The organism is Kocuria sabuli, from assembly GCF_040981185.1.
Classification (GTDB): Bacteria; Actinomycetota; Actinomycetes; order Actinomycetales; family Micrococcaceae; genus Kocuria; species Kocuria sabuli.
Window position 1 is genome coordinate 31,828 of the sequence record NZ_JAVHZE010000016.1, and the last position, 13,364, is coordinate 45,191.

11 protein-coding genes are annotated in these 13,364 nt (G+C 68.0%); 4 read left to right on the forward strand and 7 right to left on the reverse strand.

Going from position 1 to position 13,364, the window contains the following annotated elements; genetic code table 11:
• Positions 1-363 precede the first annotated feature (363 nt).
• Entirely contained in the window at positions 364-597 is a 234-nt protein-coding gene (locus RE027_RS14115; RefSeq protein ID WP_368808906.1) for a hypothetical protein, read from the forward strand.
• Between the two features lie 157 nt (positions 598-754).
• Here the strand turns inward: RE027_RS14115 and RE027_RS14120 are convergent, their stop codons facing one another.
• The 3 genes from RE027_RS14120 to RE027_RS14130 form a co-directional block, all read right to left on the reverse strand.
• A complete protein-coding gene (locus RE027_RS14120) occupies positions 755-2,470 on the reverse strand; it encodes an FAD-dependent monooxygenase (RefSeq protein WP_368808907.1) in 1,716 nt (571 codons plus the stop codon).
• A 202-nt stretch (positions 2,471-2,672) separates the two neighbouring features.
• Positions 2,673-3,632 (reverse strand): CPBP family intramembrane glutamic endopeptidase, encoded by a 960-nt coding sequence (locus tag RE027_RS14125; protein WP_368808948.1) that lies wholly within the window; start codon positions 3,630-3,632, stop codon positions 2,673-2,675.
• A gap of 526 nt (positions 3,633-4,158) precedes the next feature.
• Positions 4,159-4,977, reverse strand: a complete 819-nt coding sequence (locus RE027_RS14130) for a CPBP family intramembrane glutamic endopeptidase (protein ID WP_368808908.1) — start codon at positions 4,975-4,977, stop codon at positions 4,159-4,161.
• A 474-nt stretch (positions 4,978-5,451) separates the two neighbouring features.
• On the opposite strand from RE027_RS14130, the gene RE027_RS14135 reads away from it, so the two are divergent.
• Complete coding sequence (locus RE027_RS14135) at positions 5,452-6,321, forward strand: alpha/beta fold hydrolase (protein ID WP_368808909.1); 870 nt, start codon at positions 5,452-5,454, stop codon at positions 6,319-6,321.
• A gap of 121 nt (positions 6,322-6,442) precedes the next feature.
• Here the strand turns inward: RE027_RS14135 and RE027_RS14140 are convergent, their stop codons facing one another.
• From RE027_RS14140 to RE027_RS14150, 3 genes are all read right to left on the reverse strand, one after another.
• The gene (locus RE027_RS14140; RefSeq protein ID WP_368808910.1) at positions 6,443-7,147 is read right to left on the reverse strand and encodes a hypothetical protein; all 705 of its coding nucleotides are present in this window, start codon (positions 7,145-7,147) and stop codon (positions 6,443-6,445) included.
• Between the two features lie 629 nt (positions 7,148-7,776).
• Positions 7,777-8,142, reverse strand: a complete 366-nt coding sequence (locus RE027_RS14145) for a hypothetical protein (protein ID WP_368808911.1) — start codon at positions 8,140-8,142, stop codon at positions 7,777-7,779.
• A 953-nt stretch (positions 8,143-9,095) separates the two neighbouring features.
• On the reverse strand, positions 9,096-10,013 hold the full coding sequence (locus RE027_RS14150) for a CPBP family intramembrane glutamic endopeptidase (protein ID WP_368808912.1): 918 nt from the start codon (positions 10,011-10,013) through the stop codon (positions 9,096-9,098).
• Positions 10,014-10,244: 231 nt separating this feature from the next.
• On the opposite strand from RE027_RS14150, the gene RE027_RS14155 reads away from it, so the two are divergent.
• Together RE027_RS14155 and RE027_RS14160 are read left to right on the forward strand one after the other, a co-directional pair.
• Complete coding sequence (locus tag RE027_RS14155; RefSeq protein WP_368808913.1) at positions 10,245-11,486, forward strand: sensor histidine kinase; 1,242 nt, start codon at positions 10,245-10,247, stop codon at positions 11,484-11,486.
• Positions 11,474-12,145, forward strand: a complete 672-nt coding sequence (locus tag RE027_RS14160) for a response regulator (RefSeq protein WP_368808914.1) — start codon at positions 11,474-11,476, stop codon at positions 12,143-12,145. The genes RE027_RS14155 and RE027_RS14160 overlap by 13 nt, the downstream gene beginning before the upstream one ends.
• Positions 12,146-12,306: 161 nt before the next feature.
• On the opposite strand, the gene RE027_RS14165 is transcribed toward RE027_RS14160, so the two are convergent.
• Positions 12,307-13,179, reverse strand: coding sequence for a pentapeptide repeat-containing protein (locus RE027_RS14165; protein WP_368808915.1), 873 nt, complete (start codon positions 13,177-13,179; stop codon positions 12,307-12,309).
• Positions 13,180-13,364 lie beyond the last annotated feature (185 nt).

Here is a 13,364-nt window from a genome sequence, read left to right on the forward strand (position 1 = left end):
GGATGGCCCAGGGGGCTGATGGCGCCGTCTCCAGGATCGTGCCGTGGGCACCTACCACGGGGACCTGCTGGTTGGGCCGCGAGGCCGCCGGTCGTGCTGGGCGGTGCTGTTTCCCAGCACCGAGCCCACCCCGGCCTGGGCATGGGAGGCGGTCTCCTCGCCCACGGCCCAGCGCGTCCACCAGCTGTCCGGTATCGACCCGGCCCCAGCCGTGGGTGACCGCACCCGGTTGATCACCGCCCTGCACGATACGGTCGATGAAGCCCGGTACTGGCAGCCACCGGCAGAGGAAGACCTCCTGCTCCAGGACCCCGCAGTGCAGGAAGCCCTGGTGCCGGTCTCTCCGCGGACACGGCCCGCGCGATGCGCGTGGTCGAGCACCCGGGCAAGCCGTTCCACCACGGCATCGGGTGGTTCCGCCGCCCCGGTCCCGGCCCGCAGGAGCGGGTGGAGCACTTCGGGGCCGGTGCCGGATCCTGGAACGTCATGCGCCTGTATCCCGACCGGGATCTGGGCATCGTCGTCATGGCCAACAGCACCACGAGCTGCGACTTCAACCCTGTATTCCCCCTGCTCACGAAGGCCACCTGGTCCTGACGTCGAGGCACTCGGACAGAGGGCTGCTGGGCGCGCATTGCTGGAGCCTGTCCTGTGAAAGGGTGTGCCGGTTGGAACAGGCCGCACCGAGGGCTGATGCCTGGGCGGGGCAGTGCCACAGTCCCTCCGCGGGCAGGGGGATGTGTCCTGGATTCCATCAGTCGGGTGCGAGCCGGCTGGGTCGCAGCAGGGTGTCCAGGTAATCGGTGAGGGCGTGTTCATCCAGGTGCGGGGTGCGCAGACCGATGTATCCGTCGGATCGGATCAGGTAGATGGCCTGCCGGTTGACCCCGTACCGGTGGGAGGCCTCCAGCGTGGGGTCCAGCAGGACGGTGTGGTGCAGGTCGGCGGCTGCGGACCCGTCGGCGTCGGGAAGTACCAGGAGCGTGGCGACGTCGGAGCCGTAGAGCTGGTCCAGCCGGTCGGCGAGGGCGATCATGTGCTGGGACGCGGCTCGGGTATCCACTCCGGTGTCGAAGAGCACCACCGTGAAGTGCGGTCCGTGCAGGTGGTCGAAGGGCCGTCTCTGCTCGGTGCGGCCGGGAGTGTTCAGGAGCGCATCGGGCGCCCGGTCACCGGCGCGTGGCCCGCGGCCGAACCGGCGCCACCTCCCTGGACGCGCCTGGGGCGCTGACGAGGCGCTGGAGACGTCCACGGCCAGCGAGCAGCGGCGGTAGCTGATGTCGAGTTGAACGCCGGCGGCCAGAATCGCCTGTTGGATCCGTGGCAGTCGCAGCAGCGGCATGAGCAGACGCTCACGGACAACGGTCATGACCGGATGCGCGGAGAACACCGCGGTGTGCCCTGCATCGGAGCCTTTCAGCACCGCGCGGGCGACGGGTCGGCGTTCCTCCTCGTAGGTGTCCAGCAGCTGGTCCCCGGACTTCTCCCGCAGGACGAGGGCCAGTTTCCAGCTGAGGTTGTAGGCGTCCTGGATGCCGGTGTTCATGCCCTGGCCCCCGGCTGGGCTGTGCACGTGGGCGGCGTCACCGGCTAGGAAGGCCCGGCCCACCCGGTAGTGCTCGACCATCCGGACATTGCTGACGAAGTTCGACAACCACGTCGGATGCGACAGGTGGATGTCGGTCCGACCGGTGCGTTCTCGCAACATCCGCTGGAAGAACTCCAGGCCGGCCGGCTCCACCTGGCCGTGTTCATCCGGTAACACGCTGGCCTGGACCTGCCAGGCCCGTTGACCACGGAAGGGGCTGGCGGCCACGTAGCGGTCGGCGTCGAACCAGACATGGGCTGCCTCCGGGTCCAGGCCGCTGATCTCCACGTCCCCGAAGGCGAAGTGCTCCGTATGGGTGTCGCCGATCAGCGTGGTGCCGAGAAGTTGCCGCACCCGGCTGTGCCCGCCGTCGCAACCGATGAGATAGCGGCTGCGGATCGTTCGTGTTCTGCCCGTGGGGGTGTCCCGGATCGTGGCGGTCACCCCGGACTCGTCCTGGGTGAGGTGCTGTAGTTCCTGACCGAGTTCCACGCTGCCACCGAGGTCTTCCAGGCGGGCGCGCAGGATCTGCTCCGTGCGCCACTGCGGGATCAGCACCGGATTCGGGTAGGGGACCTCCGGGAGCGGGTCCCGGCCGGGCAGGTGCAGGTCGGCCAGCAGCTTCCCGCTCACGTGCCAGCGCACCCGGATGTTCCGCGACCAGCCCTGCGCCATGATCGGCTCGATCGCCCCGAGATCGGCCAATACCTCCAGCGTGCGCGGCTGAATGCCCTTACCCCGAGAACTCCCATGATGCTCGGCGACCCGGTCGATGACCCGGCAGCCGATGCCCCGCCGGCGCAAATCGCACCCCAGCGTCAGTCCCGTGGGTCCGGCCCCCACCACCAGCACCTCCGTCGTTTCTGCGGCGACGTCGTTCATGTGGACCCTCCAGATGTCCTTGATGGAAGTGCATCAGGGGATCCTCCGTGGGATGCCCCTCGACCGGGCCGGTCGTGGTGTTGCTCGAGCTCCCGGTCGATGCCCTGGTGATGGGCCGTCGAATGGACCACGGGTCCGTGGTGCACCGTCAGTCCTTCCGATGGTGCCCATGCGCGTGAAAGCTGGCGCGCGTAACCATGGCTTACCCATGGTGTGGAGTCCGACGGGGCTGGGCAGCCCGAGGTGCACGAGGGCCGCCATTATTGGCATCAGCCAGCTGGTGTCCTCGCCCTGGATCGCGGCCCGTGCCACCTTGTCCAGTGCCGTGGCGTCGACGTCGCTCAGGCCCAGGCTTGCTGCGGTGGTGGATCGCGGCGGCGCCCGCGGTGACCACCACCAGGGCGATGGGGGCTGCCAGGTTCTGATCGGCGCCCTGGAGCAGCCCGTCCACCAGGGCCCCGTTGTTGTTGCATGCGTTGTACACCCCGTGCACGAACCCGGCGGCCAGCAGGCTGCCGCCGGTGCCCCGCAGGTACACCCCGACCAGCAGTCGCATCGCCGCACCCAGCACCAGGACCCCGCCCAGTGCTGAGAGCACGTCCGACTCACCGATCAGGATGATCGGCACATGGATCCCCGCGAACGGGACCGCGGTCAGCAACGCCGCCACGACCAGGCTGTGGCGCCGTTCCAGACGCATCTGGACGAAGCCGGCCCACACGGTCTCCTCCCAAAGGTGGATCAGAAGGACAGCAGTCACCAGCAACACGATTCCCTGCAACAGGCTCGCCCCCACGTCGTGGGTCCTCAGGGACCCACCCAGCAGCAACCCGACGCCCAGCGTGGCGGCAGGCAGCGCGAGCAGGATCATCGCCCACCATGCGCCCAACCGCCACTGGAACAACCGGCGCAACAGATGACGCGCTGCCGCGGGACCCTCGCTGACGGCCGTCACCCACAGCGCGGCCGGCAGCATGAGGAACCACGTCACCCCCAGCGCGAACAGCTCCGCCGGTAGCGCCCCAGTGCCGATCACTGCGCGGTCAGCCAGCAACGGCACACTCAACACGGGCCACCCCAGCCCGAAGACGATCACAAAGAACGCCGCCAGCGGCCGGCGGCACACCAGCCCCCGCACCCCGGGGGTGTGCCGGGGCGTCATCACCGGCTCGAACTCTTGTGGACGAGGACGCTGCGCATAGGTCCAACCTCGATCATGTGTTTATCCGGGGCGACAACCGGTCGAGGTGCTCGCAGGATGTACCAGCCGGTGCCCGTCCTCGGGTCAGTGCATCGGGCAACGCCCATGACGGGTGCGGCCATCCCCCGGAACCGGCCCGTGCGCTGAGGTTAGGCCCAATCGTCCTGCCGGGTACAGCCCCGGATCGTTGTCGTCGTGCAGGAGAGTCATGTACACGGCAGGTTCTCGGCGCTGACCCGTTTCCGGGGAACTGCCGCGCGCTGAGGCCTCTGGCGACGGCCATCGACGGCCTTCTGGACCTGGCCCATGCGGCGCGGCGTACGTCGAGGTTCCCAGGGGGCGTTCCAGGCGATAGTCGGTGGGGTGTGGTTTTCATGAGTCACGACGCAAGTTGTTGCTGATTCCTCTCCCGGGACGGGACGGGACGGGCGGTGGGGTCTGCTGGTTGTTTCTTCGGGGAACGGGTGGACTCCACGTGCGTGGTGGTTCAGTCCGGGCCCGATGGTGACTGCGCGGGCTGGCGCTCTGGGTGGTTCCCGAGTCGTCCTTTGCTGTGGACCATGACCGTGACGGCGAGCACGACCACGACGGCCAGGGGCAGCATCATCGCCACGGGGCCGGGGACCAGTTCCGGCAGGAAGTCCGCGTCGCTGGCGGCGTTGAACGACGCGTGCAGGATCGCGGCCAGCAGCACGCTGAAGCCCGTGCGGTTGTAGGTCCAGGTCAGCAACACCCTGATGGACAAGGCCAGGGGAATGACGATCACCTGCAGTGCCACCACGGCCAACACGCTCTGGGGCGTGAGAGGCATCCCGATCAGGTACATCGGGAAATGCACCGTGGCGAACACCACGCCCAGCAGCAATGAGGTCTTCAGCGCACCATGCACACGTTGCACCCGGTGCTGGGCGAACCCGGTCCATCCCAGTTCTTCGAAGATCTGCACTGTCACGAGGTTGATGAGCACCTGCGGCAAGAACACGGTGAAAATCAGCGGCCAGTTCTCTTCCAGCACCTCCAGTACTGCTGGGCCGGCGAACAGGGGAGCGAGCAACAGGGACCCGAGCGGGACGGTGAGCACGGCGAACAGGTACCACGGCCAGCTCACGCGCCAGCGCAGCGACCGGCCCAGCAGGTCTCGCACACCGGCTTTGCCTTCGAGGGCTGCGGTGATCGCCAGGGCCGGGACGGCCAAGCCGAGGATCGCACCGACTGTGCTCATCGGGCGCGGCGGCGCGCCGAGGAACAAGACCGTGGCGATGGCCCCCCACAGACCCAAATGAGCACACAGGACGAGCGTGACCACTGGACGCCGGATGATGAAACCACGCAATCCCGAAGGCCCAGCAGAACGCCCGTGCCGGGTGGTGACTGGTGACATGGCCTCGACTCCCAACTCGAGACGTGGTGGCTCCGAGGCTACGTCCGCCCATCCTGCCTGCAATCCCAACGCGGATTATGACGGCGCCCTGACCGCGGTGGGAGACACCCACGACGCAGACGGGCGAGCGCGCATCAGTTGCGCACATGCTTCTACGAGCAGAGCGCCGCGATGGGGTTCGACTTGGGGCGTTCCTCGGCAGCGTGCTCGGGAAAACTTGCGGTGAGCTGCCCCGGTTGGTGGCTTGCCATAGCGCCACGCGTCAGGGTTGCTCCGATAGGGGCGGGACTGATGCGCGATCGGATGACATGGGATTTGCCGTGATCGCAAGGGCGATAGGACGATTTTGACGTCCGTACTGGGTGTCCGCGGCGGTGCCGTGTGGAATGCTCGTGGTTTGTGGCTTCGATCTACAAGAGCGCGGTGGGGCAGCAGCGGATCCGTGACTGGTGCGTGGGCCAGTTGCAGTCCTGGCACGTTCCCCACGATTGTCGGGTGGTGGTGGCCCATGGTGTGGAAACCCACGTGGTCAGCGCCGGTGGCGGCGACGTCACCGTGGTGTATCTTCCGGGCACGAACTTCAACGCCGCCTCCTCCCTGCCCCTGGCGGAGGTCATGGCAGGTCGGTACCGGGTGGTGCTGGTGGACGTGCCCGGACAGCCGGGCCTCAGCGACGGGCATCGAGATGCTGCCACCGGCAGTAAACAGTGGTGCGGGCGCTGGCTCGACGAGCTCTTGGCCCAGGTGGCCTCGGGGCCGGTGGTGGTGATGGGCCACTCCTACGGAGGAGCGATCGCGATGAGCAGCACATCACCCTTGATCGGTGGCCGCCTGCTGGTCTCCACGGCGGGTCTGCGCCGTCTGCGCATCAGTATCCCCGTCCTGGTCGCCGCGGGGGCCTGGTTGGTCTTCCCCCGTCCCTCGACGAGCGTCCGGTTGCTGCGGCTCATGCTGGCTCCTGATCACCAGGCGCGTCCCGCCCTGGTCGAGTGGATGACTCTTGTTGCTGAGCACTGCCGCTCCAGCGGATCACCGTCCTCGGTGCCGTTCCGACGGAGCAAGACTCCGACGGCCGTGGCCGTGGGGGCACACGACATCTTCCTCCCGCCGGCGGCGCTGCGATCCGTGGTGCGCGAGAGGTTCGGGAGGAAGCTGACCGTCGTTCCCGGCAGCGGTCATCTCGTGGTGGAGGAAGCACCGCAGGAACTGATGGCCGTCCTCGACACCGTCGTCGAGGACATGACCCCTGACTATCCCCCGGCGCCCTGAACCGGACCTTCCCCCTGCGCGATGCGGGCCTCGCCGCGGCCCATCCGCGCCACGGCGCCTCAAGGATGGGATTGTCCTGGCTTGTGCCGAGAAGCCGCAGCATTGCACCCGGTGCTGACGACTACGCCGTGGATTGCACCGAGCTGGCCGCCGTACCGTGAGGGCGCCGACGCAAGACACTCCACGCGATCCATCCACCGGCCACCGCTGCCATCACCGCCCCGATGGTCTGGGTGGGCAGGCTGCTGCCCGTGGTGGCTTGCCCGAGCACGACACCCAAGAGGTAGAACACCACGGTGGCGAGAATCCAAAGAGCTCCGGCCCCTTGTGGCAGCGTTTCTGAACACCACACCGCCACGCCCAGGAGCACGTTGCCCACGAGGGCGAACAACAGGCCGAGCAGGAAGGCCACCGTCATCTCGTCCGGGAAGGTGATCCGCATGACCTCCGGGGTGCCGTCCAGATAGGCCTGTCCGACGGCGGGTGCGACGAAGGTGGAGATGACCGCAGGGACCAGCAGGAGGGTGTGTCCTGCAACGGTGATCACCATGGCCGGCACGGCCAGGCCCCCTGCCCGGCTGGTGGCCAGATGGACACCGAGGGCGAAGGTGGCGAAGATCGCCAGTATCGTTCCGCCCGTGCTGCCCAGGACATGGCCGAGCATGTATGCGGTCGAGGTCACGAACCGCGCCCAGGCCTCGGGGTCAGTGGTCTGGTCCGGTTGTGCTCCGATGGTGGACCAAGCGGTCAGCAGGCCGGCCACGGGCAGGGCCAGCAACCCAGCACCGATCCACCCGGTCATGCGTCGTGATTCCATCGTGGACACCTGCACTTTCTGGATCTTCTGCCAGGACCCACATCGCCGAGGGCTCGAGCACCGTTGTCGTTCCGGAACCGGCGATAGCGAGGCCGCAAGATGCGAGGGGCGCAGACTGGGCGGCGATCCCTCCGCCGAGCGCGTCCGGCGTCCGCAGAGCCGGACGTCATCACGGTGGTGCTCATGGCGGTCCGTTTATCGTCGACGGGTGACCACTGGCGGTGCAGGACAGAGGCCACGTTCGGACGGTTTCGGCCCAGGTCGCGACCCTGGAGCTGTAGTGGCCACGTTCGTCTACTGACCGCGGTGGATTCAAGCCTGTTGCAGGGCCGCTCCCAAGATGACACCAACGATTGATGGAGGCGTCGTCGTGGTCAGCGGAGCTGCCGACGGGCCACCTCCCGGCTGCCGAGATTGTCTTGGGCCGGGTGGGGCGGGCGCAGAGCAACAGGGATCACAAAGGCCGGCTCCCGTCTTCCCAACATCCGTCGCTGTCAGTCGCGAGGTCATCGACATGGTCCCAACTATGGAATCAGCACCGACCATGTTCCACGCCGGCCGTGTTGCATGTGGGGTTCCTCAGCGGCTCGTATCAGCAGGTCGGATCAAGCCCCTGACGTGCTGCGGTGATTCATGGCTCAAGGTTGCTGCGCCCGGCGCTGGACCACGACGGCGAGCCCAGCCGCGAGAGCGAGCACCGACAGGGAGATCCAGAAGATCCACGGCCCTGCCGGGTACATGTCCACGAAGATCGAGGGTTGTCCGCCTATCCGAGTGGGATAACCACAGACGAACGTGGGCGGGAAGAACGTCCTCTCCCCTGAGATGATGCCGATGTCCACAGCCCCCAGCGCTTGGGCGCTGTCCGATGGTCCATTCATCGCACAGACGTACTGCGGGCCCTCGCGGACGGTCACCAGGTGTGCGGCTTGATCGAGAACCCAGACCAAGAAGGCGGCGGCTGCGATGATCCAGCTGATGAAGACCCAGTCGCTGCTCTCCATGCCGGGTTTCGAAGTACTTGACGTGTCGGAGGGCCGGGAGGCCGCCGCGGGGGTGTTCATGGTCGGAGCCTAAGCTCCGGCTGTCCACCATCCGGGTTGCTCTGCCGAGGCGGCAAGTCAGCGCAGACGCCAGCTTGCGGGTGTAGCAGCAAGGGCCGGGGTTGGGCGCACCCTCGGTCTGGTGGGCGGCTCACACTGAGCCGGCTCTCAGGCGGTCCCCGTCCGGCCGTGCACGACGTTGAGGTGGCGCCAACCCAACCGGGCCCGCAGGAGAAAAACCACGACCAACAACGTCGAGACGATGGACGCGGTGAGCCATGGAACACGTGGGCAGACGAATGCCGTGATGATCACCCCCACGAGCACGGCGACGCCCCCGACGGCGGCTTCGATACTCCGGCAAGCGAGCACCCCAGCAGCCGCTCGCACTCCCGGATCCGGGGGCCCCTCCCATGACGTGCAGCGTGCATGACCGCCCTCTGGAGGTATTCGCTGCCGAAACGTGCGTTGAACCGGGGGCGCGGCGCCCGGGTGATCCGGTGGAAGACCATGACCGCCGTGAACCAGACCACGATGACCACTGGCCACCACGGTGTCCTGACCTCGCCGGCGGAATCAAACAGCGACGACCCCACCAGGGGCCAGCTGATGATCATCAGTCCCGCAGTGGCCAGAGAACGAGTCACGACTTGATTGGCGGTCGGTATCGCGCTGTCCTCGCTAGGGCGAATGTCACCGGGATGGGCCCCGGAGTGTTGGTCCATGCCCCGACGCTATCGTGCAGCGTTATCGGACGTCCCGGGCTGAAAGTGGAGACTATTCACCACCCAGGATCTCGCGAAGTACCCATAGTTGCGGTTGGGGTTGCTGCCCTGCACCGATGCCAGGAGCGGGTGGATGGGGCAGGGGTGCGGCAATGTGGGAAGAGTCGTATCGGGAGTTGAGCGGTGGGGTCAGCGATACCGTTTCCGGCTCCGGGGACCGGCCCCGGAGGTCGCGGTGGTCGGTGGCAGGGTGCGCCACCAGGTGTGGGCTCGGTTCACGAGCACGGTGTAGCTCAGGGTCAGTCCCATCGAGAGGGCGACCGAGAGCGGGGGGATGTCGGTGGCGTTGAGGTCGGTGAGCCCGATCGCGCCGAACACGAAGGCCAGGCAGTTGCCGATGACGTGCAGGCCGATGGCGGCCTCCAGGCCTCCGGTGCGCCAGGTCAGCCAGGCGGCGGCGACCGCGAAGACGACGATGTCGAGCTGCCCGACCCAGCCGTACTCGTGACCGAGGACGAACAGGGGGACGGGCAGCAGGATGGCCCAGACGGGGTGGCGCAGCCAGGACCCGATGGTCTGCATGAGCACGCCCCGGAACACGTACTCCTCGGCGGCGGCCTGGAAAGGCACCACGAGCAGCGCCACCGCCAGAGCCCATCCACTGTGCGGTCCCCAGGTCACTGCCACCGGCGACGTCCCGGCACCGGTGGTGAACAGCACGAGATCGACCACCAGGTGCAGCCCCGCGGCCAGACCCAGACAGCGGACCAGCAGTGCCCAGCGCAACCTGCCGATCACCGAGGACACCGAGCCCGCCGGGCGCCATCCGCCGACCCGCACACCGAGCAGAGCGGCCGGCAGCCCGATCGCCAGCAGCAGCAGAGCCAGCAGCGCCGCGACGGGGTCGTGCATGTCCAGCGGCGCCGAGGGACCCATCGCCTCGTCGATGCGGAGCCCGAGTGCGGGGTCCAGGGCGGAGGCCACCATCGCCGTGACCACCAGGGCGATCAGCAGCAGACTCCAGGCGACCGCCGTGACGAGAAGCGTGAGCACCGGCCGCCACCACCGGTAGGAGGAGTGGGCGCGGGCCAGCCGGTGGTACGGCACCACCGTATCCGTGCCAGGTGCGACGGACGGTTGCGGTGGACGCCCTGCCGCGGTCACGGCGGTGGTAGGCAGCTCTGTGGTGGGGGAGTGGGGTGTGCTCATGGACTCAGCGTGGGCGTGGGTGGTGCCGGCCGGTATCGGTCATCGGTGCACTTCAGGGTGCGCAGGGATGAATCGGGTTCATCCTTCCGGACGACAGCCGATGCCCCGGCTCTTTCCTAGGGTGGGGGGATGATCACCTGGTTGCGTCGTCCCCTCTGGCGACTTCTCGGCACGGTCGCGGTGGCGCTGATGACCGGGTTGGTGACTCTGGTGCTGGTCCGCGGCAGCGCACTGCCGGATAGCCCGGAAGCCGTGCCCGAGGCTGAAGCCCTGCGTCTGTCCCTGATCCTGTTCGGTGACCTGCTGGCCGGCCTGCTCGCCGTGGCGGTGCTGCCGTTCGCGTTGCGGCCCCTCCGAGATGACGCAGACACGCCCCCGCTCGGTGCCCGCGCCACAGGGGCGGGCTGGGCGCTGGCCGCCGGCCTCGTGGTCGTGGCCGCCACGGCCCTGTCGACGTTGGCGGTCCCGGCCAGTCTGATCGTGCTGGTCTCCTTCGCCTCCCGCCGCCCGCGGGCCTGGTTCGTGGCCAGCGTGGCGGTGCTGGCCCTGGCGGCCTGGATCAACGCCTACGTGGTGGAGCCCGGGGACCCATTCCCGCTGTGGGCGCTGCTGCTGTTCGTGCTCGGCGTGGCAGGGGTGGCGGGCCTGATCGGTTCGGCCCGACGGTCCCGGCGGGCCCTGGTGCAGTCGTTGCGGCAGGAAGCAGCCGGCGCCCGCCGTGAGCGCGCAGCGCACATCGAGCAGGTGCGCGCGGCCGAGCGCACCCGTATCGCCCGGGAGATGCACGACACCCTCTCGCACCGCCTGAGCCTGATCTCCCTGCACGCCGGGGCCCTGGAGTACCGCCCCGACCTCGGCGCCCACACCGTCCAGCAGACCTCACGGGTGCTGCGCGAGACTGCTCGCACCGCCTCCCAGGAGCTGCGCACCGTCCTGACGGTGCTGCGCGAGGACGGACAGGGAACCTCGCCAGACCCTGGCCTGACAGCGCTGGAGGACCTTATCGTCACCGCCCGCGCCGCCGGAACCACCGTCGACCTCGAGTTCGGCGGGGAACTCGCCGAGACCACCGTGGGGAAGGTGCCCGCGGTGACCTCCCGTGCTCTGTACCGCATCACCCAGGAGTGCCTGACCAATGCCCGCAAGCACGCCCCGGGGCAGCCGGTGCAGCTCAGGGTGCACGGCGACCGGGGCGAGGGCATCACCCTCACCGTCACCAATCCACATACACCTGCTCACACCGCGGAACTCGGCGGCGGTTTCGGGCTGATCGGCCTCCAGGAGCGCGTGCAGCTGCTCGAGGGCCGGCTGCACGTCCAGTCCACGGCCGAGGCCTTCACGGTGACAGCATGGCTCCCATGGCAGAACTGACCGACCCGATCCGGGTGCTCCTCGCTGACGACGAGTCCCTCATGCGCACCGGACTGCGACTGATCCTCGACGGAGTATCCGGCATCGAGGTCGTCGGTGAAGCCGTCGACGGCGCCGACGCGGTGCGCCAGGCCTCCCTCCTGGTCCCGGACCTCGTGCTCACCGACATCCGCATGCCCGTGTGCGACGGGATCGAGGCCACCCGACGACTGCGCCAGACCCCGCACCCTCCCCGGGTTCTCGTGCTCACCGCCTTCGACACCGACGACTTCGTCCTCGACGCCCTGGAAGCCGGTGCCGACGGGTTCCTGCTCAAGGACACGCCCCCCGGCGAGCTCGTCGCCTCCGTCCGGCAAGCCGCAGCAGGCACCATGACGATCTCACCGACGGTGCTGCGCCGGCTCGTGTCCGTCGCGACCCGCCACGGCCGCCGCACCACCGCCCCGGACCCGCTGGTCGGACTCAGCGACCGCGAGCACGAGGTCGCCGAGCGGGTCGCCCAAGGCCTGTCCAACACCCAGATCGCCCAGGACCTGTTCCTGTCCCTACCGACCGTCAAGACCCACATCGGACGGATCTTCACCAAGCTCGGCATCGACAACCGGGTGCAACTGGCCATCCGAGTCCTCGAAAGCCGCCAGCAGACCACCTCAGGGTGAGATGAGCGCCACCTCCTGGCTGTACGAGGGCACCCTGGAACTGGGAACTCGGATTCAGCCGGAGCGGTCACCATCCCCCCCCGATTTACCCATGGCTGGGCTACCAGCCAATTCTCGCAAGGGCCAGCTTGCAGTTGGGGTTCCTGCCCCGTACGCCCCGGTCAGTCCTCGTGCCAGTGGGTGGGCATGACGAGATCGGCTGGCAGGCCGGTGCTGTGGTTTCCTTGCGCGGCGTTGAGTTGAGGTTGGGTCAGGTACAGGGCAGTGGAGAGGTCGGCGTCGTGGAGGAGGGCGTCTCTGAGGTCGGTACCGAGCAGATCGGCGCCTGAGAGGTCGCAGTTCCTCAGGTCGGCGGCGATGAGGTAGGCGCCCCGCAGGTCCGCTCCGCACAGGGACTGTGCTCGGAAGTTCTGGCCTATCAGGTCCGCTCCGGGGGTGAGTGCGTCCTCCAGGTGGTCGCCGCCATTGGCGAAGTAGGCGACTCGTACCTCCTCGCTGACATCCATGAGCACCCCACGCACCTGCTCGTGGAGAGGTTCCACGGCCAGGTCCAGGACGTCGTGCGCGTCACCGCCCAGGGCGTTCTCGATGGTGGTCCTGAGTTCGGTGGCCTGCTCCTTGAGGTCCGGGTCGTAGGTGCGTCTGGTTGCTTCGATGAGGTGCCAGAGCATTTCGTGGAGTTGGCGGGCGGTCGTGAACGCCGCGAACATGTCCTGCTTGGTCTTTGGGTTGGTGCGCCAGCTGGTTCCGCCGAAGAGTTTCTGTGAGACGTGCTGTCCGGCGCCGAAGCAGTCGAAGACGGTGCAGCCGCGGAAGCCTCGGGGGCGCAGCCTGTCGTGGATGGTGCAGGAGAAGTCGGATGCGAGGTTCTGGCAGGGTGCTCCGGCCGGCTTGTCGAGGGCGAAGTCCGTTGAGCGCGAGAAGCCCAGAGCGGTGCAGCACAGCGCGAAGCAGCTGCTGCAATCGGAGCGCAAGGAGTGCCGCTCAAGAACAGGGGAGGACGGCGCGGTGACGTGCTGGGGTGAGGAGGGCATGTGATCTTCCTGGGGTGAGTCCGGTGAGAGGGGCACGGATCCGGGGAACTCGTCATGGAGTTCCCTCGGAGGGCACACGGAATCACCGCTCCCATCGGGAGCGCACAGGAAGCGCTGCAGCAGCTGCGGGTCACGCAGAGAATGTGGAAGTCACTGCCGTCGACGGTAGCACCGCCGTCAACGCG